Origin of the sequence: Hymenobacter translucens (assembly GCF_020685205.1) — a bacterium.
In the GTDB taxonomy this organism is placed as follows: domain Bacteria; phylum Bacteroidota; class Bacteroidia; order Cytophagales; family Hymenobacteraceae; genus Hymenobacter; species Hymenobacter translucens.
Window position 1 is genome coordinate 410,659 of the sequence record NZ_JAJERB010000003.1, and the last position, 24,914, is coordinate 435,572.

At 64.1% G+C, this 24,914-nt stretch carries 17 protein-coding genes; 8 read left to right on the plus strand and 9 right to left on the minus strand.

Going from position 1 to position 24,914, the window contains the following annotated elements; all coding sequences use genetic code 11:
- Positions 1–1,044 precede the first annotated feature (1,044 nt).
- On the minus strand, positions 1,045–2,574 hold the full coding sequence (locus LJY25_RS08955) for a TROVE domain-containing protein (protein WP_227607981.1): 1,530 nt from the start codon (positions 2,572–2,574) through the stop codon (positions 1,045–1,047).
- A 78-nt stretch (positions 2,575–2,652) separates the two neighbouring features.
- Positions 2,653–3,933 (minus strand): PcfJ domain-containing protein, encoded by a 1,281-nt coding sequence (locus LJY25_RS08960; RefSeq protein WP_227607982.1) that lies wholly within the window; start codon positions 3,931–3,933, stop codon positions 2,653–2,655.
- A gap of 888 nt (positions 3,934–4,821) precedes the next feature.
- On the opposite strand from LJY25_RS08960, the gene LJY25_RS08965 reads away from it, so the two are divergent.
- The 3 genes from LJY25_RS08965 to LJY25_RS08975 all read left to right on the plus strand — a co-directional run bounded on the left by LJY25_RS08965 (position 4,822) and on the right by LJY25_RS08975 (position 7,463).
- The gene (locus LJY25_RS08965; protein ID WP_227607983.1) at positions 4,822–5,781 is read left to right on the plus strand and encodes a histone deacetylase family protein; all 960 of its coding nucleotides are present in this window, start codon (positions 4,822–4,824) and stop codon (positions 5,779–5,781) included.
- A complete protein-coding gene (locus tag LJY25_RS08970; protein ID WP_227607984.1) occupies positions 5,753–6,757 on the plus strand; it encodes a J domain-containing protein in 1,005 nt (334 codons plus the stop codon). The genes LJY25_RS08965 and LJY25_RS08970 overlap by 29 nt, the downstream gene beginning before the upstream one ends.
- A gap of 244 nt (positions 6,758–7,001) precedes the next feature.
- Positions 7,002–7,463, plus strand: coding sequence for a MaoC family dehydratase (locus LJY25_RS08975; RefSeq protein WP_227607985.1), 462 nt, complete (start codon positions 7,002–7,004; stop codon positions 7,461–7,463).
- 29 nt (positions 7,464–7,492) lie between these two features.
- Here LJY25_RS08975 and LJY25_RS08980 read toward each other — a convergent pair whose 3' ends face one another.
- Entirely contained in the window at positions 7,493–8,362 is an 870-nt protein-coding gene (locus LJY25_RS08980; protein WP_227607986.1) for an alpha/beta fold hydrolase, read from the minus strand.
- Between the two features lie 158 nt (positions 8,363–8,520).
- Positions 8,521–8,655: a hypothetical protein gene (locus LJY25_RS21245; protein WP_262908708.1), complete on the minus strand. Its 135-nt coding sequence runs from the start codon at positions 8,653–8,655 to the stop codon at positions 8,521–8,523.
- 308 nt (positions 8,656–8,963) lie between these two features.
- Between LJY25_RS21245 and LJY25_RS08985 the strand changes: the two genes are divergently transcribed.
- On the plus strand, positions 8,964–9,284 hold the full coding sequence (locus tag LJY25_RS08985) for a hypothetical protein (RefSeq protein WP_227607987.1): 321 nt from the start codon (positions 8,964–8,966) through the stop codon (positions 9,282–9,284).
- Positions 9,285–9,307: 23 nt separating this feature from the next.
- On the opposite strand, the gene LJY25_RS08990 is transcribed toward LJY25_RS08985, so the two are convergent.
- Positions 9,308–10,927 carry an N-acyl-D-amino-acid deacylase family protein gene (locus LJY25_RS08990; protein WP_227607988.1) on the minus strand — a complete coding sequence of 540 codons (1,620 nt, stop codon included), beginning with the start codon at positions 10,925–10,927 and terminating at the stop codon, positions 9,308–9,310.
- Positions 10,928–11,133: 206 nt separating this feature from the next.
- On the minus strand, positions 11,134–13,743 hold the full coding sequence (locus LJY25_RS08995) for a T9SS type A sorting domain-containing protein (RefSeq protein WP_227607989.1): 2,610 nt from the start codon (positions 13,741–13,743) through the stop codon (positions 11,134–11,136).
- 335 nt (positions 13,744–14,078) lie between these two features.
- Here LJY25_RS08995 and LJY25_RS09000 point away from each other — a divergent pair, with 335 nt between their 5' ends.
- On the plus strand, positions 14,079–16,736 hold the full coding sequence (locus tag LJY25_RS09000; RefSeq protein WP_227607990.1) for a PAS domain-containing protein: 2,658 nt from the start codon (positions 14,079–14,081) through the stop codon (positions 16,734–16,736).
- A gap of 116 nt (positions 16,737–16,852) precedes the next feature.
- Here LJY25_RS09000 and LJY25_RS09005 read toward each other — a convergent pair whose 3' ends face one another.
- The 3 genes from LJY25_RS09005 to LJY25_RS09015 form a co-directional block, all read right to left on the minus strand.
- Complete coding sequence (locus tag LJY25_RS09005) at positions 16,853–17,131, minus strand: hypothetical protein (RefSeq protein WP_227607991.1); 279 nt, start codon at positions 17,129–17,131, stop codon at positions 16,853–16,855.
- A gap of 231 nt (positions 17,132–17,362) precedes the next feature.
- Entirely contained in the window at positions 17,363–18,706 is a 1,344-nt protein-coding gene (locus LJY25_RS09010; RefSeq protein WP_227607992.1) for a sensor histidine kinase, read from the minus strand.
- The gene (locus LJY25_RS09015) at positions 18,696–20,072 is read right to left on the minus strand and encodes a sigma-54-dependent transcriptional regulator (protein WP_227607993.1); all 1,377 of its coding nucleotides are present in this window, start codon (positions 20,070–20,072) and stop codon (positions 18,696–18,698) included. The genes LJY25_RS09010 and LJY25_RS09015 overlap by 11 nt, the downstream gene beginning before the upstream one ends.
- A gap of 302 nt (positions 20,073–20,374) precedes the next feature.
- Between LJY25_RS09015 and LJY25_RS09020 the strand changes: the two genes are divergently transcribed.
- The 3 genes from LJY25_RS09020 to LJY25_RS09030 all read left to right on the plus strand — a co-directional run bounded on the left by LJY25_RS09020 (position 20,375) and on the right by LJY25_RS09030 (position 24,853).
- Entirely contained in the window at positions 20,375–21,634 is a 1,260-nt protein-coding gene (locus LJY25_RS09020) for an efflux RND transporter periplasmic adaptor subunit (protein ID WP_227607994.1), read from the plus strand.
- A 63-nt stretch (positions 21,635–21,697) separates the two neighbouring features.
- Positions 21,698–22,387 carry an ABC transporter ATP-binding protein gene (locus LJY25_RS09025; protein WP_227607995.1) on the plus strand — a complete coding sequence of 230 codons (690 nt, stop codon included), beginning with the start codon at positions 21,698–21,700 and terminating at the stop codon, positions 22,385–22,387.
- Between the two features lie 39 nt (positions 22,388–22,426).
- Positions 22,427–24,853, plus strand: coding sequence for an ABC transporter permease (locus LJY25_RS09030; RefSeq protein WP_227607996.1), 2,427 nt, complete (start codon positions 22,427–22,429; stop codon positions 24,851–24,853).
- Positions 24,854–24,914: the final 61 nt, after the last annotated feature.

The following is a 24,914-nucleotide window of genomic DNA, read 5'->3' on the forward strand; positions in this document are numbered from 1 at the left end:
ACAGACGGACCGCCCTGAACTGGGCTCTGACCAGCTGAGCTACCGCGCCCGAAGGCGCGGGAGGGACTCGAACCCCCGACCTCCACCGTCCCAAATGAAGTACGGCGGCCCTACGGCACCAGTCAGGAAAAACACGCTGCGTACCGGGGCAACAAACGGCTGGCGTTGCCGACGCACCGGCAGACCGGGCGTCACCAGCAGCCGAAGCGCTGGGTGCGGGGCTTGAACCCGCTCAGCTCCCGAAAGAACCTTTACCGAAGTAGCGCCCGCCTACGGCACCCGGTCAGCAGCATAAAAAAAACTCGTTGGGGCAACAGGGCGCCCAGCCACCATATCCTGCTCTACCACTGAGCTACCGCCGCTCCGAAAAGCAACGAGAGGGATTCGAACCCCCGACCTGGGCGTTATCAGTGCGAAGTAAGGCTGGGCTACGGCACCCAACGAGGTAAGGTATATTCAGGGCAACACGCGAAATGCCCTAACAGCTGGCGCGACTACCTGACGCGGCCCGCTATCCGATGGCAGCGGGGCGGGATTCGAACCCGCCTGCCTTGCGGCTTCCAGCTCCGGCGAAGGAATGCACTCCTACGGCACCTGAATGATTGTTAACAACACGGCGGGGTAACAGGAAGAAAGCGCGGCCGAAGCCATTCTGCTCTAACCAGCTGAGCTACTCCGGTTGCCCGAAATAGCAGCCGAAGGCGGGGCTCGAACCCACGACCCGAAGGAACGCTTCCCGACGACACCCGCCGGATTTGTTGATGAGAACCAGTACGGCAGGGACAACAGGCGCGGGGTGCGTTTGGGAGTCGAACCCGCTGACCGCCGCCGGAGCTGCGGACAGTTCTACCAGGCGAAGTATCACCCCGCTACGGCACCCTGCTGAATGGACTGGTTGTCAGTTGTATGAGTTGGCAGTTGTCCGTTGATAGTTGTCCGTTGTCAGTGCTCTGCTATCCTTTTACCGGACAACGGACAACTGACAACTAATTTACTGAGGGGCGGCAGCCCGCTTGACTATGCTGCCGCCCCCGACCGAGGGGTTTACAGTTCAATTTTCTCGATTTCGGTCAGAGCCGTGCCGCCGTTTTCCAGAGACTGGAGCACGTCGAACACTTTATCCGACCAGCCGGCAATCAGGGCCACCCCTTGCTGCTCCTTTACCTCCACCGGCACCGTACCGTGTCCGGCCAGGTCGAAGAGGTAGAGGCGGGCCTGGGGCGCCACCTCGCGGCGGTACTTCTCCCACTCCCGGGCCAGGGTAGCCCCGTCGCCGGTGCTGTTCCAGAGCTGGCAGTCGGTAAAGACCATCACCTTGTCGGCCACCTCCCGGCGCAGGCGCAGGTCCTTGACCACCAGGTAGCCGTTGGTGCTGTAGCCGACTTCGCCTTCGCGGCGGTAAAGCTCCTGCACGTTGCGCAGTACCTGGCCTTTGGGCAGCGCCACCCGCTTCCAGGTGTTGCCGAACATGCCAGTCGTCACGTTTCCGCAGCGGCTTTGCAGGAGCATGCCCAACACCAGGCCCACGTCGTAGAGCAAGACTTTGCTGCGCGCAGACACCGGCTGCTGCATCGAGCCGGACACGTCGCAGGCTACCACGACCCGGGTTCCGGCACCGAAGCCCCGCAGGTTCTGGGCCGAGTAGGCAATGGCCTGCTCCAGCGCGTCGAGTACCGTCGCCACGTAGCCCGACTGCACCGTCAGCACCTCGCGGTAGGCGGCCAGGAAGCGAAAGGGCAGCTGCCGGGACCGGGCCACGGCCCGCTCGTCGGTCAGCGCCCGGCACACCTGCGTTACCGTTTCGGCCGACACATCGGCTTCCAGGATGTTGCGCAGGTTGCGAAGCAGGGCCATGTAGCCCAGCTTGCCGCTACCTACCAGCTCGACCCATTTCCCGCGGAAAGCTGCCTGCTGCTCCGCAGCCGTTGCAAACGACTGCTGACCCAGGGCCGACAGCTCCGTTTCCCAGGTGTAGGGCGTGGGCAGCTCCCCGCAAACCAGCTGGTCGAACAGGGCCTGCTGCTCCGCGCTTTTCGGGCGGGGGTGCACCAGAAACAGCGCGTCGCGGAGGCGGACAAAGCCGGCCCGGTCGTACTTGGCCAGCTGGTAGCCGTCGAAACGGTTGAAGGCCAGGGCCAGCCCTTTCTGCAGCTGCTTCGACAGGCGGTTCAGGCGCTTTACGCCCGCCCGCTCGTTGGCCATGGTGTAGAAGGCCAGCAGCTCGGTGATTTCGTCGGCCCGCTGCACCACCCGGGCTACCAGGCGGCTTACCAGGTTGTCGCCCCGGTGAATCAGGGCCAGCTCGACGCACAAGACCAGGGGCACAGTGCGCAGGTTGAGCTGCTCCCGGGCATAGACGGCCAGCTGAGCCACGAAGCGCGGGTTGTTTTGCGCCACCAGGGCCCGCAGGCGCTGCAGGCGGGTACCCGCGGTTTCGTAGTACTGGTCATTGAGCGCGGCGGTAGCTACGGCGGCGTAGAGCTCCAGCGGGGGCGTGAGCGCGAAGGCGGTAGCTCCCGCGTGGTTCACCACGGCTGCCGGCCCGTTTTTGCGGAAAGTAAAGTTGAAGCGCATAAGTGGTGAGAGGGAGAAGTGGTGAAATGATAAGCTGCCGCAGGGGGCGTGTCGGGCCCTTGCCGCAACACCTGTTTCCTAAGCGTAGTCGGAGAGGCTGAGCTGGGCCTGGTCGGCCCAGCGCGTCAGCCAGAGCTGCTCGGTGGAAGTCATATCCCGGTTGAAGCGGCCCCGGACCTGCACGATGGAGCGGTTGGGCAACACTTCCAGGGTCAGCGTCCGCACCCCGTCGATGAGCACGGTGAAGATGCCGCAGCGCCCTTTCTGGCAGGAATTCAGGTAAGAAGCCACGCAGTGGCGCAGGGTCCGGCCTTCCAGCACCAGCTCCTCGTAGGTGAGCAGCTGGGTGATGAGCACCCGTTGGTCGGCGCCGCTCACGAAGTTGCTGACCGGCAGGCCCGTCCAGGAAGTGGAAAGCAGCTCCCCGCCGTGGCGGCGGTTGTGCGCCAGTCCCCGGTGCCACCGCTCGGTCTGAGCAAGCAGGCTTTCCATGGAGCGTCCTTTCAGGCTGAACCCCGGCTGGGGCGGCTCGGTCCCGATGCCAACCGTGCGCTTCTGGTGAATCCAGTCGCACACCGGCCCGAACTGCCGGGGGTCGACCATGGGCGTGGCGGCAAAAAAGTCGACCACGCCCAGCCAGAAAGAATCATCCGGGCCGATTTCCCGGCCCCAGGCGGTCTGCATCACTGGCCGCAGCCAGGGCAGAGCCCCCCGAACGGACAGTTGGGCGTAGCGCAGGGCTTCGACGAAGCTGCTGCCCGCCGGGGCCTGGCGCATCTCGTGCTCCAGCCGCCGGGTAAGTGGCACCGGCAGGCCCGGGAAGGAGTGCAGGCTCTGGCCCTGCCCCAGATGAATGGTCAGCTGAGCCAGGTCCACGCCGGCACTGATCAGCTCGCCGGAAACCCAGGCTTCGAGCACCCAGGCCGGCACGTCGCCGTAGCCGTCGTAGAGGTGGCGCACCAGGCTGACCAGCTGCCGGAACGTATTGCGGCTTTTTGGCTTCCAGTCGGTCAGCTCGGCCTGCCGGTGCCCGTAGAGGCGGGCCAGCACCCCAACCGCCGTCAGGGTTTCGGGCCGTTCGAGCAGCTCGGTGCGCCGGGTGGCCAGGGCCAGCAGCGCCTCCCGGGCCAGGGGCCGGTTATCGACCGGCACGCTCATTACCCAGTGCTGGTAGCGCAGGGCCAGCGGGGAGTCGGGGTCGATGCGGCGGTGGAGTTCCTGCATGGTAGCGCAGGAAAAAAGTAGATCGATCTGCTGCCCGGCGGTTTGCTTGTAGAAGTCGGCGTGCCGGGCCAGGGCGGCTAGGGCTTGGCGGGTTTCCCAGGACTGCTGGGAGAAGCGTTTTTTGCGGTTAGACATCGGGGTGGGTGCCCTGCGCGAGGGCGGTTACCGATAAAAAAATCAGACTGTGCGGGCGCCATTGAGGCGGACGAGTTGAGTTGGATCCTGAAGCTTTCGTACATAGTCAGATTATTTTCGAGATGAGAAAATGATTTAATGCCGGCGTATTTAAATTGCCAGATTCAGAAATTATGTGTCAAAAAATTCAGACAATATTTTCCCACTCCACCATTTTCGGTGAATTTATTATGGGGGATCTATTTCTGAATTAAATACCGGCCCAGCAATGGCAGGGCCCGGCGGCTTCGGCGTTACCGCTCCCGTTTTAGGGTGGGGCAACTTAACTGCGGCAGCGACCTGCCGTCACCGCAGCAGCACGTAGCAGCGGTGGGCATTGCGCAGAACCGGCAGGACTGGTTGAGGAGAGATGACAACATGATCAGTAACGAGTTAGTACCCGGGGAAATGAGAAACGCCCGAATCGGGGTGGATTCGGGCGTTTCGCGGGGGTTGATTCTATCGAAAGAACTTTACCTGTCTGCGTGCGCGCCGAACCCGAACCGATCCATCTGGATCAGCGAGCTTGCTGGCGAATCGAATTTATTTTCGTGGCGGCGCATGGCAGTTGAAGGGGAAAGGCTTTTTGTATTTTGGCTTTGAACGGGTCAAAGGTATAAAGGTTATTCAATGCAAGGCAACATTTTTAAAAATATTTTTTCAGACCAAAAACACCAGATAGCTGATTTCAATAATTACATCCGGCAACCCTTTAATTTTTCACCTGTTTAATCGGCGCTAGCTGATTTGATAACTCCTAACCACTCCTGTCGTTCAAGCAGCGGAGCGCGGCTTAAGGCTTTCAGCTGTACCGCGCCGCCTAAACCAAAGCTCACAACGCATTACCTCATGCCCTGCCTGGCCACTTCGGAGCGCTATACCCTCGATCTGCCGCCCGGCCACCGTTTTCCGATTGCCAAATACGAGCTGATCCGACAGCAGCTCTTGTGGCGGGGTATTGCGCCCCCGGAGGACTTCTACGACCCCGGCCTGTGCGCCGAGCAGGACGTGTTGCGCGTCCACACCGCCGACTACTGGCACAAGGTGCGCGACCTGCAGCTGTCGGCCGCCGAGGTGCGCCGCCTGGGCCTGCCCCAGAACCGGCAGCTCGTGCTTCGTTCGCTGAGCTCCTCGGCCGGTACGCTGCAGTCGGCGCGGCGGGCTTTGCGCGACGGCGTGGCGCTCAACCTAGCCGGAGGTACTCACCACGCCTTTGCCGACCGGGGCGAAGGGTTCTGCGTGCTTAACGATCTGGCCATTGCCGCCGCCTACCTGCTGCACCACCGGCTGGCCGGGCAGGTGCTGGTCGTGGACCTCGACGTGCACCAGGGCGACGGCACGGCCAGCATCTTTGGGGCCGAGCCCCGGGTGTTTACCTTCAGCATGCACGCCGGCGCCAACTACCCGCTGCGCAAAGAGCAAAGCGACCTGGACGTACCGCTGCCCCTGGGCATGTCCGATGTCGACTACCTGGCTCTGCTTGGCTCGACCCTGCCGGGTTTGCTTGACCGCGTGCAGCCCGACTTCGTGTTTTACCAGGCCGGCGTGGACGTGCTCGGCACCGATAAGCTGGGCAAGCTGGCCCTGACCAAAGCCGGCTGCCGTGCCCGCGACGAGCTGGTGCTGGGCTTGTGCCACGCGCGCAGCCTGCCGGTAGCGGTGAGCATGGGCGGGGGCTATTCCGAGAAGATTGGCGACATCGTGGATGCCCACTGCCATACCTTTGAAGCGGCTTATGCGCTGTGGGGCAGTGCCCCATGCCGGCCCCTCCCCTTTCCCGATGACCCTGCCTCCGATGCCGCTACCTGAGTTTGAAGAGTTTGATTCCCGTAACGCCCCGGCACCCCAGCGCGGCCTGAGCCGGCCGCAAGCCGAGCCCGACGCGTCGCCCGCCCGCCAGGCTTTCCGGCAGGCGGTGCAGGCAGTAGAAAACCTGCGCGACCAGCTTCGGGAGCTGGAAGCCGCCCAGGCCGAGGCCCGCCGCACGTACTGGAAGCAGGTGGGTCCGCTGGCCCAGACCGTGGTGACGGCCCGCCGGGCTTTGTTTGAACCGCTGGAAGCCGGGCTTACCATGGGCCTGAGCCGGGCCGAGGAAAAGCAGGTAGAAGAGCTGCTGCTGCACAACGCCTGGACCCTGCACCGCCGCTTCGGCGAGGACGTGACCGACCTGCTGCGCCGCTACGCCCCCACCGGTCCCCTGCCCGAGCCCGACCACGACGCTGAGCCTGCTTCCGAACCCGCTCCGGCGCCGGAGCAGCCCGGTCGCCGGAAAACCAAAGCCGAGCGCGCTCAGGAAAAGGCGGAGCGCGAAGCCCGGAAAGACCAGCTGGCCCTGCTCACCGACACCAAGGCGCTGTACCGGCAGCTGGCCCGCGCCAACCACCCCGACCTGGAACGCAACCCGGAGCTGGCCCGCGCCAAGACCGAGCGGATGCAGCAAATCACCAAGGCCTACCAGAACAACGACCTCTACACCCTGCTCGACCTGCTGGGCCGCCACGCCCCCGCCCAGCCAGCCGACGACGATGACGTGCTGGTGCGCTACACCCGCGCCCTGACCCAGCAGCAAAACGCCCTCAAGCAGCAGCTCAACGAGCTTAAGTACGGCCCGGACCGTCCCTTTGCCGGCACCGGCAAAAAGCACGAAGCCGAGCTGCGGCTGACCAAGCGGCAGCTGCGGCAGGAGCTTGACTACCTGGAGCTCGTGCAGCGGACCCTACAGACGCCGGAAGGCTTGCGCCAGCTGCTGCGCGAGCTAGGCCAGGCCGGGCAGGAAGGCATTTAGCGCGGTGATTCGAAGCCCGTATTCACTCCGGCCCTTTGGCCGAACTCCCGGAGGTATGCGTTACCACCCGGGCCGATAGTGAGAAGTATAAATAGTCGAATTTCCGGCCGCCGGCTGATAAGCCGGCCGGACTGTTTCTGAGCACATTGGCTGCCCGATGGCTCGCTCGTAGGCTCAGGCGCCGTTGATTCCCGACCGTTGTTCTACTTTTAGGCGTACTAACCCCACTTACGCACCTACCCGCATGAGTCAGTTGACTATTCGCAGCCTGGCTGAGCTGCTGCAGCTCGAAGGCCAAGAGCTTGGCGTTTCGCCCTATCATACTATTACCCAGGAGCAGATTAACGCATTTGCCGCCGCCACGCTCGACTTCCAGTGGATTCATACCGACCCGGAGCGTGCCCGGGTGGAGTCGCCCTTTCAGACGACCATTGCCCACGGCTACCTCACGGTTTCCCTGCTCCCCCACTTTTGGTCCCAGCTGGTAGCGTTTGAGGGGCTGAAGATGCAAGTGAACTATGAAATCGAAAGCCTGCGTTTCAACCAGCCGGTGAAGGTTGGTAGCCAGGTGCGGCTGCGGGCTAAGCTGCAATCGGTGAAAGACCTGCGCGGTGTGGCTAAGGCCCGCATTGAGGTGGCCTTGGAAATCCTGGATAACAAGAAGCCTGCCTTCACCGGGGTTGCCACCTTCCTTTACCATTTTTAAGCCTGGCCGCTACGGCAGCAGGCAGTGCACTACTGCAGAAACGCTACTACCTGCCGGATAACCTCCGGGTCGCGCATAATCTTGTTGTGACCCAGGCCGCTGGTAGGCCGGAAATCCAGGCCGGGCCAGTGACGGGCTATTTCCTCGGCCTCGGCAAACGGGATGGTGGGGTCCTGCCGGTCGTGGAGCAGCAGGGCCCGCTCGGCCGGCACGGCCGTCCCAACCTCGGTCAGGCTGAAGCTTTCGGCGGCCCGGCCGTGCGCGGCCACGAACGCCAGCATCCGCCGCATCACCCGGGGCGGAATTTCAAGCAGCTCAGCAAAGCGCTGAAACACGGCCGGCGTGCTGCCCGGCACGCTCAGCAGCACCAGTCGGGGCAGCAGCTGTCCGTCGTTGAAGTGAACCGGCAGGCCGGCCGTAGCAGCAGCCCCAAAGGAGTGGGCCACTACGGCCCAGACGTCGCCGGCGGCGTTGGCCACGGCCTGAATAGCAGCGCCGAACTCCGGCAGCGTGGTGCGCAGCCCCGGCGAGAGGCCGTGGGCGGGCCCGTCGAAAGCCACGACGCGGTAGCCGGCTGCCACCAGCGCCCGGGCAAAGGCGCCCCAGAAAGAGGCCCGGTGCTCCCAGCCGTGCACCAGCAGCACCGTGCGCCCACCAGCGGCGCCCCACTCGTATGCTGCCAGCTGCCCGGTCGGGAAGGGTACGGCAAAGCGCCGGGCCCCGGTCAGGGCATCGGCCTCCCACTTTTTAGGCGGCAGCCGCCGCGGGGTGCAGAAGATCCGCCAAGCCAGCCGGAACGCCAGCTCCGTCGAAATCAGTGCCGCTACCTTGAGCTGCAGGCGCAGCACCTTCAAAGCGGTGGGAACCGGAGGGGCAGCGGCGGAACGTGGTTTTGTCAAAATGTGGCGCTAAAAGCAGGTAACCGGAAAAGTTGGCCGCAAAGCTACGGTGGGTTAGGCCACTTCGGGTCTGCAACAGGAAAACCGGAAGACGCGGATAGTCGTCCCGGCGGGCAGGCCTTCCGGAAAGTGAATCGGAGGCGACTCCAGAACCCGGGCTATTTATCAAAGAACAGGCTGTAGACAATCCACGCGATGGACAGGACGGCCATGGCATACCAGCCCCATTTGGTGTAGTTGTCGGGGGGCGTATCGTCGCGGCGGGGTCTGAGCTTAAGTCCGGGTAGTTTCATACATCAGGGAATAGGCGCTGGTACGGGTCCTGCGCCCCTCATACGCGAGGCCCGGCGTGGTTTGTTACCTCCCGAAGCCGACCCTCGCCGGCGGCCAGCCGGGTGCAACGCCTCGCCTTGACGCAGGATAAATCATTCCAGCCCCACGTGCTTCAGGGTATAGCCGGGATAGTACGACCGGATCTGCGACCTGGCCGCCGCACATTTTTCAGGGTTTTCCGCTTTGCAAATCCGTACAAAACCGGGACCCTAATCCGGGACGGCTCCGTTTAGAACCCGGCCAGACCTTCCCGGCCGGACCTTATTCTATGCGTTCAACTTTACCTGCCTCTCTCCTTTCCACCCCTACGGCCCGCCTCCAGCTCTACCACGTGCCGGCCGGCCGCCGCCTGGACTTCGATAAGCCTGCGGGCCAGTACGCCTACCTTTACCGGCGCAGCTGCAGCCTGCCCTGGCAGTGCATTGCCTATAACGCCTGCAGCCCCCACCTCGACCAGCGGCCCCTGCCTCCGGGCGACCAGGCCGAGTACGTGGTAGCCTATTACGATGCCACGGGCCAGCTGGTCGGACAGACGCCGGCCGTAAAAGCTGCACCGGTTAACCTGCCCGCCGGTATCCTTGCCGCGTAAACCGGGCCGGCTTGCTGGCTTACTTATCCGCCTTTCCGGACCGGAGCCGATTCCGGGACCTGACGCCCAGGGCCGAACAGTACCTGTCCGCTGCGGCGGCCGGTATGCTGCCCGTTGCGCACGGTCATCTTTCCGTTCACGAGCACGTAGCGCATGCCCACGCTGTATTGGTGCGGCTGGGTAAAGGTGGATTTGTCGGCGACTACCGCCGGATCAAACACGACCAGGTCGGCGGCCATGCCGGGGCGCAGCAGGCCGCGGTCCGGCAGTCCGAACGTCTGGGCGGGCAGGGACGTCATGCGTCGCACGGCTTCTTCCAGACCGATCAGCTGCAGCTCCCGCACGTAGCGGCCCAGCACGCGGGCGTTGGAGCCGTAGCCCCGCGGGTGGGGCACGCCCTGCCGCCACACCCGGATGCTGGCATCGGAGCCTACCATATTGAACGGGTAACGCATGATCTGCTGCACGTCGGCCTCGCTCATGCCATGAAAGACCATACCCGCGTCGTGCTGCAGCACCAGGTCCAGCACCGTGGCGGCTTCGGCTTTGGCTTTGTGGGGCCGGCCGCGCTTCTGGTTGATGGCCTCGATGCTGAGGCCGTTGTAGCTGGTATCGGGCGGGAAGCTGGCGACGACGGCGTAGCTGAAGTGCCGCAGCCGGCGCTGCTTCAGGCGCTTCACCATGGCCGCTTCCGTGGCCGCGCGCACGGCCGGCCGGGAAAGGCGGGCGCGTAGGGAGTCGCGGCCATCGGCCTGTACGGCATCCGGAATCAGGGTGCTCAGCGAAGTGGAAGAGGCGGTGTAGGGATACTGGTCGATGGTGACTTCCTGCCCGGCCAGGCGGGCCTCCTGCACCAGCCCGAGGGTTTTGTCGGCCTGCCCCCAGTTGGGCTGCCCGCTCAGCTTGAAGTGGGAAATCTCGACCGGCAAGCCCGCTTCCTTCCCAACCCACAACGCTTCCCGGATGGCCTGCTGCACGCTGTCGCCCTCGTTGCGCATGTGGGTGGCGTAGATGCCGCGGTAGCGCCCCACTACCCGGGCCAGCCGGGCCATTTCTGCCGGGCGGGAATAGGTGCCGGGAATGTAAATCAGCCCCGACGACAAGCCCACGGCCCCAGCCTGCATCGCCCGGGCTACGAGACCTTCCATCTGCCCCAGCTCAGCTTCGGTAGGCGCCCGGTTGGCCCGGCCCATCACCTCCTTGCGCAGGGTGCCGTGCCCGACCAGGGAGGCCACGTTCACGGAAAGGTGCAGGCTGTCGAGAAACGAGAAGTAGCGGCCCAGGTCGGGGCGGGAGGAGCCGCAGTTGCCGGTAATGACGGTCGTCACGCCGTCGTAGATAAAGTTGTCGGCGGTGGGCTGCTTGACTTCATCGTCCTCGATGTGGGTGTGCACGTCGATAAAGCCGGGCGCCACCACCAGCCCGCGGGCGTCGATGACGGTGTCGGCGGGGTAGTCGGCGGCCAGGCGGCCCACGGCCACGATGCGCCCGCCCTGCACGGCCACGTCGGCCAGAAACCAGGCGTTGCCGGTACCGTCCACGACCCGGCCGTTGCGGATAAGCAGGCTGGCGCGGGGTGTCACCTGCGCCAGCCCGGGCAGCGCGGCAAAAAGTAGCACGACAAGTAGCAGGAAACGCGGCATAAGCTCCGGGAAGAATGATTTCAAGCCGGAAGATAGCCGTTGACCGGCAAACGAGCCGGCAGCCGAGGGCCCCTCACTTTTCCTGTCCGGAAGTCTACCCCGCCAGGCCGGGCCACCCGCCTTCTTTTATCAGGATAGTTAAAACCCGCTCCTGCAAGGGGCTTCCACAAGCAGCCCTATCGGCTGACGGGGCCGTCGCTTAACGCTTACTCAACCAGCAGCTTCCTGACTATCAGTCCCTGCGGCGTGGCAATCCGAACCAGATACAGACCTGGCGGCAGGCTGCCCAGGGCGAGCTGGCGCGCCGTGGTTCCGGCTGGCGGCAGCACCTGCGTACGCACGACGCGACCCATGTCGTCCACCAACTCTGTCGTCGCCGATTCCCGGTTCAGGGTGGCTGGCAGCACGACACATACTGTTTTGCCGGCCGGATTCGGATACAAGGCTACCTGGGCGCTCAGCGCGGCCGGGGCCATTCTCAACACTCCCGGCCGCGAGTAGATGCCGAAGTAGGCCGTCACCTTCGAGTCGTCGCCCGTGGTAGTGAAGGTCCCCCCGGCGTACACGTTGCCGGGGCCGTCAACGCCCAGGGCAAGCACAAAATGATTCAGGCCGGTGCCCAGTCCACTCCACGTGGTACCGTTCCAGCTGGCAACGTTGTTTCCGATAATGGACCCGGTTCCGGTCTGATTGAAAAGTCCCCCGGCGTAGACATTCCCGCGGCCGTCGACGGCCAGCGCGTGTACTTCACCCCTCAGGCCGCTCCCCAGGCTGCTCCAGGCCGTGCCATCCCAGCGGGCAACGCAATTCGCAACCGAGCCGGACGACTGACTAAACACGCCCCCCGCGTACAAGGTACCGCTGCCATCCACGGCCAGGGCCAGGACCAGGTCTCGCAAGCCCGTACCCAGTCCAGTCCAGGCAGTGCCGTTCCATTTGGCCACGCCCCTTGAGGTCCCGCCTCCCGCCGCCGGAAAGCTACCGGCTGCATACACATCGTCGCTGCCATCCACGACCAGGGCCAACACGTCCCCGGTCGCGCCGGTACCTATTGCGCTCCAGGCACTCCCATTCCACATGGCCACGTTGTTTGCCGCGACTCCCCCGGCCCGGTTGAAAAGCCCTCCCGCATACACGTTGCCCCGACTGTCGGTGGCCAGGGCGCTTACCTCAAACTGGGCGTCAATTCCGGCGCCAAGGGCACTCCAACTGGTACCGTCCCACTTGGCAATATTGTTTGCTGCCACGCCCCCGGCTGTTGAGAATCGTCCGGAGGCATACAGGTTGCCGGCGGGGTCAAGCGCGAGAGCCAGGACCGATCCATTCATTCCGGTTCCGAGGCTGCTCCAGCTGGTGCCGTTCCAGCGGGTAATGCGGGAAAAAGCCGGGTTCCCGGGCTGGCTGATATAGCCGCCGACGTACACGTTACCCTGCCCATCCAGTACCAGCGCGTGCACTCTTCTGTCCAGTCCGCTGCCCAGCGCGTTCCAGCTGCTGCCATTCCAGTGGGCCACGTGCATGGCTGCCCCGCTGCCTGCCTCGGTAAAGGCGCCGACGATATATAGGTTGCTGCTGCCATCAACCGCCAGCCCGCCTATCACGCTGTTTGTTTGCGTGTTCATACTGCTCCACGCCGTCCCGTTCCATTTGGCCAGGTGCCGGACGGCGATGCTCCCGGCCTGGGTGAAGTAGCCCCCGGCGTACACATTCCCGCTGCCGTCGACAGCCAGGGTCCGCACGGTAAGACCTGTCCCTGCGCCCAGCGCGCTCCAGGCAGCACCGTCCCACCGGGCAATGTGGTTGGCTGCCACGGTACCCGCCTGGCTGAAGTAGCCCCCCGCATACACATTGCCGCTGCCGTCGACAGCCAGTGCCATCACCGTCTGATTTGTCAGGGTTCCCGAAAGGCCGTTACCCAGGCTGCTCCACGCGGTGCCGTCCCACCGGGCAACGCGGCTCGCGGCAGTGCCCCCGGCCTGCAGAAAAGACCCACCGGCGTAGACGCTGCCCCTGGCATCTACAACCAGCGCCTGCACCTCACCATCCATTCCCGCGCCCAGTGCGCTCCAGCTGCTGCCGTTCCATTTCGCAATCCGATTGGCTGCCGTGCCCCCGGCGGCGGAAAAGTTTCCTCCGGCGTAGAGGTTGCCCGCGTTATCGAGGGCCAGCGCGTGAACGTTTCCATTGGTTCCTGCCCCCAGGCTGCTCCAGGCCGTGCCATCCCACCGGGCAATGCGGGAAGCTGCCCGCCCTCCGGCCTGGGTGAATACGCCGCCCGCGTACAGGATACCGGCTGCGTCCAGCGCCAGCGCCTGCACCTCACCGTTCAGGCCCGCTCCCAGACTGCTCCACGCCGTCCCGTTCCACCGGGCAACGCGGCTGGCCGCCACATTGCCGATACCGGTGAAAAGTCCACCGACATAGAGGTCGCCATTCGAAGCCCGGACCACGCAGCCGACCGGACCGTTGGCACCGGGCAGGCCGAAGCCGTTCTGCCAGAATTCGTCGCCCGGGCCCAGCAGGCTTTCGGCGGCCGTTGAGCTGGTCGGCCGAAACGTAGGCTGGCCGGTGCCATCGGTACTCAGCGTATAGCCACTGGCCGTAAAAGAGCCCTGAGAGCCGGCTTTCAGGGTGCCGTCGGAGTTCAGCGCCTCGCGCAGCGGCCGGCCTGCCGCCCCGGCGGATGATAAGGCGGCCGGCGCGGCGGCCCGGGCCGCCCCAGCCAGCAGCATAAGCGGCAAGGCCAGCAGCAGTAGCAGACGACGGGCGCGTTCACCAGGGCGGAAGCAGACCGTTGCGGATAAAAGCGGATACATACAAAACACAGTAAGGGGCCGGGAATAATCGTTGAAAGATAGGCGGTTGGTTTGCGCAGGCAATATGACCTACCGGGGTCGTCCGCCCAATCGGGCCAATCCAGGCACTAAGCATTATTTCACGCCCGCCGCAGGCGCAGCCCCGGCTTGAAGGATGCCGGCAGCAAAGCTGAACAGTAGGCATCCAGGCCGCGTGGATGTCGTACACAGCATCCGGAGTTGGTTTTCGGGGCCCCTACGTGTTCGTACTTAGCGCTCTGTACAGTATCTTGCCGGTTGATTGACTTTCGACAACTGCCGGATCCGGCGGTTTCTTGACGCTGCTTTTTGTTCTCATGTCCCAGTCTGCCGGTACCCTGTCCTCTTTAACTGCCGATGTGCTGACGGCATTTCCGGCCGAGGAGCTGGCGTTTGGCCTCCTTGAGGCGTCCCTGACCGGGGTAGCGCTGTACCTGCCGGTGTACGACCCGGCGGGCAGCGGGCAAATCATTGACCTCACCATTGAGCTGCTCAATCCGGCGGCCCGGCGTATCCTGAACCTCGACGCCCGGCCCCAGAAATCCTACCTGACCCTGTTTCCCCACACCCTGGCGACCGGCGTCTTCGATTTTCACTGCCGCACATTTGAGTCGGGGCAGCCCGGACGCTTTAGCGTAAACTACCAGGCCGACGGACTCGACAACTACTTTCACCTCTCGGCCCGGCGGGTGGGGGCCGGCCTGCTGGTAAGCTTTACCGACACCGCCGACCACGACCGCACGGCCGTGGAAGTGGCGCTGCGCGAAAGTCAGGGCCAGGAGAAGGTGGCCCGGGCCGAGGCCGAGCAGCAGTGGGCCCGCCTGGAGCGGTTTTTCATGCAGGCCCCGGCCATGATTGCCATTTTTGAGGGGCCCGGCCACGTGTTTCGCCTGGTAAACAGTCAGTACCAGCGGCTGGTGGGCAACCGGCCGTTGTTGGGCAAGCCCATTCGGGAAGCCATGCCCGAGCTGGAAGGCCAGCCCATCTTCGACTTGCTTGATGAGGTGTACCATACGGGCAAAACCTACCACGCCAACGAAATGCTGGTTCAGCTTGACCACGACAACACCCACCCCCGGGAGCTGGAAAAGCGGTACTACAACTTTATCTACCAGCCCACCCACGACGGCACCGGCAACGTGGACGGCATCTTCGTGTTTGCCTACGAAGTCACGACCCTGGTGCGGGCCCGGCAGCAGGTTGAAGACGCCCAGCTCGAGCTCCAGACCCTGAACATGCAGCTGGGCAGCACCAACGAGGAGCTACAGGCCGCCAACGAGGAAACCCGGGCCAACATCGAAGAGCTAAGCCTGGCCCAGCAGTCCCTGCAGCAGCTCAACCGGGAGCTGGAAGGTCGGGTAGAGCACCGCACCCACGAAGCCCAGCAGGCCCTGGCTGAGGCCGAGCGGCAGCGGGCCCGCCTCGAGCGGTTCTTTATGCAGGCCCCGGCCGCTATCTGCATTCTCGACGGCCCCGATCTGGTGTATGAGCTGGTGAACCCCCAGTACCAGCAGCTGTTTCCCGGCCGGACGTTGCTGGGGCATCCGCTGGAAAAGGTTATGCCTGAGTTCACGTCAGAGCCTATCCTGGGCATTCTGCGGCAAGTGTACCAGACCGGGGAAACCTACGAGGGCAAGGAAGTGAAACTGCGCCTGCCCCGGCAGTCGGACGAGACGCCTGAGGATGTGTACCTCAACTTTGTATACCAGGCCCGCTTCGACGAGCAGGGTGCCATCGACGGCATTCTGGTCTTTGCCTACGACGTGACCGCGCAGGTGCTGGCCCGCCGGCAGATTGAGCGCAGCGAGCAGGAATTCCGGACCGTCACCAATGCCATTCCCCACATGGTCTGGACGGCTACTCCCGACGGCAACGTGGACTACTACAATGAGCAGTGGTACCACTACACCGGCTCGTCGCCCGAGCAGGCCCAGGGACGGGGCTGGATGCAAAGCTACCATCCCGTCGATCTTCCGCTCGTTCAGGAAAAATGGGAGCAGGCCCTGCAAACCGGGGAACCTTACCTGCAGGAAGCCCGGCTGCGCCGCGCCGACGGCGCCTACCGCTGGTTTATGGTGCGCGCCCTCTCGGTGCGCGACGAGCAGGGCCAGGTGCTGAAGTGGTTTGGCACCATCACCGACATTCACCAGCAGCGGGGGCTGGCCGAGGCGCTGCAGCTTACCAGCCGGAAGCTGGCTACCACCAACAAGGACCTGCGCAAGGCCCACGACGACGTGCAGACCACCAATGACGAGCTGGGGCAGGCCAACGAGGAGCTGACCCGCATGAACCAGGACCTGGACAACTTTGTGTACACGGCCTCGCATGACCTGAAGCAGCCGGTTAACAACATGGCCGGGGTGTTCGAGGAACTCAAGCGCACAGCTACCTTCCACGACCCCGAAGCGGCCCGGCTGGTGCGAATGTTTGAAGAGGCCCTGTCCCAGATTCACAGTACCATTCAGGGACTGGCCGAAGTGGTGCAGGCCGGCCGGCGCACCGAGCAGCTACGGGCCGAGTCGGTGGCGCTGCTGCCGCTCACCCAGGGCATTATTCAGAGCATGCACTCCCAGGTGGCCGCGACCAGGGCGGAGTTTGAGCTGGATTTCGATGCCGTGCCGGTCGTGTACTTTGCGCGCCTGGGTTTGCAGAGCGTACTCTACAACCTGCTCAGCAACGCCCTTAAGTATGCCCAGCCCGGCCGGACGCCCCGGGTGCGGGTCGCCACGCAGCGGGACGGGCAGGGCGAAGTGGTACTGCTGGTACAGGACAACGGGCTGGGGCTCGACATGAGCCGCTACGGCTCGGAGCTGTTTCAGATGTTTCGCCGCTTCCACGACCACGTGAACGGCTCGGGCCTGGGCTTGTACCTTGTCAACCGCATCGTGCAGCAGGCCGGCGGCCACATCGACGTGGAAAGCACCCTGGGCGAAGGCACCACCTTCCGGATTCACCTCCCCGGCCGCGCGGGCTGAGTTGGCGTGAGGGCTTAGGAAAATACGTGGGCGCAGCCGGGTATTGCGGGTATGGCCAGGTATTCGAAAAAAGTAAGCTCCTCTCCTGCTGAGTATACCAGCGCCGGCTGCCGCTGCTACAGCGGCTGGGCGTCGGCGGTGCTAGGGCCGGTATCGGTGTCGCCGTCGCCGTCGGAGCGGGTGTCAGTGCCGGGGTCAGCTGAGCCGTCGGGGGCTTCCGGGTCGGTCACGGGCTCGGGCGGGGCCACCGGCTCGGCGGGGGCCGCATCGGGGCTGGGCCCCTGGGGCTGTGCGTCCTGACTGGTGCCCGGGTCCGTGGTTCCTTTGGCGGGCGGCTCGTTCCGGGCCGGATTAGGGCCGGGCTGGACGGGCGTAAGTTGATTGGAGGGTTCCATGGGCAGGATGTGGAAAGGTGAGAACAGGGGGCAGCTACGGCCGGCCACTGGGCATCTACTGTTCAGCTTTCAACGCAGCCAGGCAGCGGAGGGTTTGGGCCCCGCAAGGTGGCCGACAAAGGCCGGAATCGTGCGCCGTCGCATCAGTCCCTGTATTTTACACCGCGGGCAGCCCAGCGGGTACCGGCACCGGCTCATCATGCGCGCCCTGCCTCTATGCCCCCGGCTTTGTCAGAACTCCAGCTGAAACACCGTGCCTTCATCCGGGACCGACTGCACCTTGATACTGCCGCGGTGCAGGCGCATGATCTGTTTGGCCAAGCTGAGTCCGATGCCGGTCCCCCCGGCCCGGGTGGTGAAAAAAGGAATGAAGATGCTGTCGAGCACCTCGGGCGCAATGCCGGTGCCATTGTCGGCCACTTCGATGACGACGCGGCCGGCTTCCACTTCCCGGGCCAGCAGCCGGATGCGGGGGGCCGGGGTTTGCCGGACGGCATAGGCTGCGTTCAGCACGAGGTTAATCAGCACCTGCTCCAGCAACTGGGCATCGGCCAGCAGCTCCAGGCCGGCGGGCTCCACGCTGGTACGCAGGTCTACCTGCCCCTCGGCCAGGTGGGACGCCATCAGGGTGCGAATCGTGCTGAACAGCGCTGCCACCGGCACCGGGGCCAGCCGGGGCGTGCCGATGGTGCTGAAGTCGCGGTACACCTGAGCAAACCGGAGCAGCCCTTCGCTGCGGTGCTGAATGATGCCGATGCCGTGCAGCACGTCGTCGAGCAGCTCGTGGTCGGCACCCGGCGTGGGCGGAGCCAAACTGAGCTCCCGGTGCAGATCCCGCCGCAACGTGTCGGCCAGGGATGCAATGGGCGCCACCGAGTTCATGATTTCGTGGGTCATCACCCGCAGCAGCTTTTGCCAGGCCTCGGTTTCGGTTTCTTCCAGGGTCTGGCTTACGTTTTTCAAAGCCAGCAGCGTGAACTCCCGGTTCTGGAGCCGAAACCGGGTAGCCGACAACAGCAGCTGCATCTCCCGCCGCCCCACGACCAGCCGCACGACCGTGGCCGCCCCGGGCTCCAGCGCGTTGATGGCGGCCAGCAGCCCGGGGTGCCGCCGCTGCAGGGCGCTGATCTGCTTCAGGTAGGGCACCTCCAGCAGCTGCCGGAACGTCTCATTCACCGACTCCACCTGCCCCTGCTCGTCGTAGGTGACAATGCCGGTGTCAATCAGCTGAAGTACCGTCTGCACGTAGGTGAACTGGGCTTCCCGCTCGGCGCTGAGCTGGCGGAACGTGGCGTTCAGCTGGTTAAAGGCCGCGTGCAGGGCGCCGTTGACGTGGGCCTCGTTGTAGTGCTGGGCAAAGTCGCGGTACTTGATGGCCAGCAGAAAGTCGGCCAGCGCCCGGTTACCCCGCGTGACGTGCCGGCCCAGCTCCCATACGGCCAGCGCCAGCAGCAGCAGGGCCAGTGCGGCCAGCACATAGTGCCCGCGCTGCCCGGCCTGGAGCAACGCCGCCAGCAGGAGCAGCAGCCCGATCAGCCGCAGGGCAATACCGAACTCGACGCGCTTAAAGGTCATGCTTCTCCAGGCGGCGGTAGAGGGCGGTGCGGGTCAGGCCCAGCTCCCGGGCGGCCTTGGTGATGTTGCCGTGGTGCCGCTCGATGACTCGCAGGATGGTGGCTTTTTCAACTTCGCTGAGCTGCAAAGGCACTTCCGGGGCGGCCTCCACCGGACTTTCCCCACCGGTTTCGAGGGTGGAAAACCGAAAGTCCCGGGGACGCAGCACGTCACCTTCGGCCAGAATGATGGCCCGCTCCACGGCGTGCTGCAGCTCCCGCACGTTGCCGGGCCAGCGGTGGCGCCGGAGCGTGTCGAGCGTGGCGGGTTCGAACGCAGGCGTGGGCTTGCGGTTGCGGGCGGCGTAGATGCCGGCGAAGTGCCGGGCCAGCAGCAGCACGTCGTCGCCCCGGGCGCGCAGGGGTGGCAGGGTGATTTCCACGGTGTTGAGCCGGTAGATCAGGTCTTTGCGAAACTGCTGCCGGGCGGCCAGCTCGTAGAGCGGGGCGTTGGTGGCCGAAATCAGGCGGATGTCGACGGGCACCGGGGTGTTGGAGCCGAGCGGAATCACCTGCCGGTTTTGCAGGGCGGTGAGCAGCTTGGCCTGCTGGGCCAGGGAAACGTTGCCGATTTCGTCGAGAAACAGCGTGCCGCCCGACGCCGCCTCAAACCGCCCCTGCCGGTCCTCCCGGGCATCGGTAAACGAGCCCTTCTTATGGCCAAACAGCTCACTCTCAAAGATTCCCTCGCTCATGGCGGCCAGGTCGGCCGTGACGAAGGGCCGGGCGGCGCGAAATGACTTCTGGTGCAGGGCCTTGGCGACCAGCTCCTTGCCGGTGCCGTTTTCGCCGAGCAGCAGCACGTTGGCTTCGGTGGGCGCTACCTTCTCAATCTTGTGAAACACTTCCTGCATGGCCTCCGACTCGCCCAGCAGGTCGAACTCCGCGAACGAGGCCGGCCGGCGCGGGGGGCTGACCGCCGGGGCCGATTTACCAATGGGGCGGGCCTGCAGGGCCGCGGTCAGGGTTTCGAGCAGCTGGGCGTTGTGCCAGGGCTTCACGATGAAGTCGGTGGCCCCGGCCTTGAGCGAGCGGACCGCCGTGCTGATTTCACCGTGGGCCGTTATCATAATCACGGTGGCGGCGGGGTCCAGCTCCCGGATGCGGCTCAGCCAGTACAGGCCCTCGTTGCCGGTGCCCAGGGTGCTTTTGTAGTTCATGTCCAGAAAAATGGCGTCGAACCGCTGCCGGCTGAGCAGGGAAAGCAGCAGCTCGGGGTTTTTCTCGGTCACGACCTCCTGCACCTCGGGCTTGAGCAGCATGCGCACGGCAAACAGCACATCGGTGTCGTCGTCAACCACCAGAATGCGCGCCTTTTTCAAAACCATGGTAATCGATTGGGAATGGGCCCGGCTGGAAATGCACCCGGCCCGGGAGGCCCACCATAAACCGTACTAAGGTAAGAAAACCTGCCCGGCAGCGGCAACAAGCGGCTTTTCAGGCAGCCAACTCCGGCGCGGTGTATCACAACCGGACGGTCAGCTGTATCGAAACCGGACACTTTAAAAGGGCTCAACCCGCGTAACAAGCACAACCGACTAACTAGCAACAAGTTACAATCATGGCACCGTTCTTACTGCGCTGCTTTTACCTGGCCCCCTAACCAGCCGGGCGAATTGCTGCCAAGCGCATGGACGAACTGATTAAAAAGAAAACCTGGACCACCGGCCGGCTGCTGCTGCTGGCCGCGGTGGTGGCCCTCGTGGCGGCCGTCACAGTCAGCCTGCTGTCCTCGGCGGGGCCGTCCAAGCTCAACATCGACCCCGAGCGGCTCACCATCAGCGCGGTGACGCGCGGCCCCTTCCAGGAGTTCGTGCCGGTAGACGGGGCCGTAATGCCCATCAAGACCATCTACCTCGACATTCCCGAAAGCGGCACGGTGCAGCGCATCCTGGTCGAAGACGGCGCCACGCTCAGCGCCGGGCAGCCTATCATTCAGCTCGCCAACACCGACCTGCAGCTCGAGATGGTGAACCGCGAGACGGCGGTATTTGACCTGATGAACAACCTGCACAACACCCGCAATCTGCTGCAGCAAAACCGCATCCAGCAGCTCAATCAGCAGGCCGAAATCGACAACCAGCTGCGCGAGGCCAAGCGCCTGTTCGACCTCAACCAGAACCTCTACAGCGAGAAGGTGATTTCGCGCCAGGAGTTTCAGCAAACCAAAAACAGCTACGACTACCAGCTGCGCCGCCGCCAGCTCAGCCGCCAGGCCCTGCGCCAGGATTCCGTGGCCATGCGCCAGCAGATCGGGCAGATGCAGGAGTCGGTAACGCGGATGCAAAGCAACCTGGCGCTGATGCGGCGCAAGCTCGACGACCTCACGATCAAGGCTCCGGCCGCCGGGCGCCTGACCTCGCTCAACGCCGAAATCGGGGAGCTGAAAACCCGGGGCCAGCGCATCGGCCAGCTCGACATGCTCACCGGCCTGAAGGTGCGCGCCACCGTGGACCAGTACTACATCTCGCGCATCTTCCCCGGCCAGAAAGGCGAAATCAGCGTGAACGGCAAGCCCTATGCGCTGACGGTAAAGAAGATTTTTCCGCAGGTAACCCAGGGTCTGCAGGTCGACCTGGAGTTTGTGGGCCCCGTGCCGCCCGACCTGCGCCGGGGCCAGACGGTGCCCGTGCGCCTGACCCTGAGCGACCCGACCGTGGCCGTGCGCGTGCCCCGGGGGGGCTTCAACCAGAAAACCGGCGGCAACTGGATTTTCAAGGTGAGTGAAAACGGCAGCAAAGCCTACAAAACCGACATCCGCCTGGGCCGCCAGAACCCCGACTACTATGAGGTGCTCGAAGGCCTGAAGCCCGGCGACCAGGTCATCACCTCCAGCTACGAAGGCTTCGACAGCATGGGCGAGCTGCTGCTCAATGCCAAGTCCGAGTAGGACTCTTTACCCCAACAAGTCTGCATTCCCCACTTCCAACCCTTTCATTACCGCCCGACTGCCATGATTGAAATCGAAAACCTGGAAAAAATCTACCGCACCGACGAGGTGCAGACCAAGGCGCTCAACAACGTGACGCTGCGCGTGGCGGAAGGCGAGTTCGTGGCCATCATGGGTCCCTCGGGCTGCGGCAAGTCCACGCTGCTCAACATCCTGGGTTTGCTCGACGAACCCGACGGCGGCCGGTTTGCCTTTGCCGGCACCGAAGTAGCCCAGACCAGTGAGCGGCGCCGCGCGGAGCTGCGCAAAAAGCACATCGGCTTCGTGTTCCAGAGCTTTAACCTGATCGAGGAGCTGACGGTGGCCGAGAACGTGGAGCTGCCCCTGATCTACCTGGGCGTGGGCGCGGCCGAGCGCAAGCAGAAGGTGGAGCAGGTGCTGGAGAAGATGCAGATCATGCACCGCCGCAACCACTTTCCCCAGCAGCTCTCGGGCGGGCAGCAGCAGCGCGTGGCCGTGGCCCGCGCCGTGGTCAACAGCCCCCGCCTGATCCTGGCCGACGAACCCACCGGCAACCTCGACTCCAGCAACGGCAACGAGGTGATGGAGCTGCTCACCGAGCTCAACGAGGGCGGCACCACCATCATTATGGTTACGCACTCCGAGCACGACGCCCGCTACGCCCACCGCGTGATTCGACTGCTCGACGGGCAGGTGGTGCTCGAAAACCTGACCCAGGCCTTCAGCGCCTGAGAACCCGCTCCTACCCTTCACCGCTTCACGCTTTGCCTTATGCTGAAGAACTACCTTCTCGTGGCCTACCGGAACCTCGTCCGGCACAAAGGCTTTTCCTTTCTCAACATTGCCGGCCTGGCCCTGGGCCTCACGGCCTGCCTGCTGATCGGGCTGTTCGTGCACGACGAGCTGCAGTTCGACAAGTTTCTGCCCGGGGGCGAGCGGGTGTACCGCGTGTACACCGAGCATACCGGCAAAGATGCCCTGGAAACGTACAGCTCGGTGTCGCCCATGTTCGCACCCACGCTCCGGCAGGAGTTTCCGGAGGTCGAGCAGACGATGCGCATCCTGATGCGGGCGTCGACGAGCCTGCTGGAAGTCGGCGACAAGAAAATCTACGTCGAGGACGGCCTGTACGTGGACTCCACCTTTTTCGGCGTTTTTCCGCTGGCGTTCAAGTACGGCTCGGCCGCCGGGGCCCTGGACGCGCCCACCTCGATTGTATTAACTGAAAACCTGGCCAAGCGCTTTTTCGGCGACGGGAACCCGGTGGGCAGGGAGCTGAAAGTAGACAAGTCCAGCTTTCTGGTGACGGGCGTGCTACGCAGCGGCTTGTCGAAGTTTCACCTCAACGTCAACTACCTCGTGCCACTGGCGGCGGCGCAGATTCCGCCGGCGCGCATGAAGGCCTGGGGCTGGAACCAGTTTTTCACTTACGCGAAGCTGAAGCCCGGCACCGACGTCCGGCAGACCGAAGCCAAGCTCCAGGCTTACATCAATGAGAAAGTGAAGCCCACGATGGTGGGCGAGGAACTGAACGACAAGCCGTTTCTGCAGCCTTTGCACGACGTGCACCTGTATTCCGCCGCCTTCAAGTTCGATTTGTCGGTCCGGGGCAACATCACGTACGTCAAGGCTCTGAGCTTTATTGCCGCATTTATTCTGCTGATTGCCGGCTTCAACTTCGTGAACCTGGCCACGGCCAAGTCGATGCAGCGGGCCCGGGAAGTAGGCATCCGCAAAACCCTGGGCGCCAGCCGGCAGCAGCTGATGGGGCAGTTTCTGAGCGAAACGGTGCTGCTCACGCTGGTGAGCGTGGTGCTGGCCGTGGTACTCACGGCGCTGCTGCTGCCCTCGCTGAATGAGTTTACCGGCAAGGACATGGCCTTTGACCTGCTGCGCAATCCGGAGCTGCTGGGTTTGCTGGCGGTGCTGACGGTGGTCGTGGGCCTGGTGGCCGGCTTCTATCCGGCCCTGGTCTTGTCGGGCTTCCAGCCGGTGAAGGTGCTGAAGAGCGCCGTGGTCACCGACGGCATCTTTGGCCGGGTGCAGTGGCTGCGCCACGGGCTGATTGTGGTGCAGTTCGCGCTGTCGGTGTTCCTGATCATCTGCGCCATCGTGGTGTTCCGGCAGGTAAGCTACCTGCACGACAAAGACCTGGGCTTCAACCGCGACCAGATCATGTTCTTTCCCATGCGGGGCCAGAACATGAGTCAGCACTACGAAACCTTCAAAAACGAGCTGGCCCAGGTGCCCGGCGTGGCGTCGGTAAGCATCGGCTACGGCTTTCCCGGCGACCAGGTGGCTGGCGACGGCCTGATTGTGCCCACCGACGGCGAGAAAAAGGAATACGGCGTCACCCAGCTGATGGTGGACTACGACTACATCCGGACGCTGGGCCTGGAGCTGGTGGCGGGCCGGGACTTTTCGAAAGAGCGCAAGACCGACAAAGACCAGGCGTTTATCCTCAACGAAACCGCCGTCCGGGAATTCGGCTTTGGCGCGCCGGACCAGGCCCTGGGGAAAACGGTGCAGTGGGAAGTGTGGAACGACAAAAACCCGGATTCGCTGAAAACCGGCAAGGTCATCGGCGTGGTCAGGGACTTCCACTACAAGAGCCTGTACGACAAGCTGGAGCCGGCCGTGCTGCAGATCTTTCCCGGGGCCTACTGGAAGGTGGCGGTAAAGCTCAAGGGCGACAACCTCAGCAGCTCCGTGGATGGCGTAAAGCAGGTGTGGGGCCGGTTCAGCCCGGAAAGCCCTATTGAGTACCGGTTTCTGGATCAGAACTTCGACGACATGTACAAGGCCGAGGACAAGCTTAAGTCGCTGCTGTGGATCTTCACCGGCATTGCCATCTTCGTGGGCTGCCTCGGGCTGTTTGGGCTGGCCACTTACGCGGCGGAGCGCCGCAAAAAAGAAATCGGCATCCGCAAGGTGCTCGGGGCCAGCGTAGCCACCATCGTGGGGCTGCTGTCGAAGGAGTTTCTGGTGCTGGTGCTGGTTGCGGCCCTGATTGCCTTTCCGGCAGCCTGGCTGGCCATGAGCCGGTGGCTGCAGGACTTCGCCTACCGGATCGACATGCCGCTCTGGGCCTTCCTGGCCGCCGGGCTCACTGCTGCCGCCGTGGCGTTTATCACCGTCGGCTACCAGGCCGTGCGGGCCGCTACCGCCAATCCGGTAAACAACCTGCGCGCCAACTAGCGCCGCTGCTATATTCGTGCAGCCTGAACCACCGGTTGCGGTCTTTGGCGTACTCACCTTC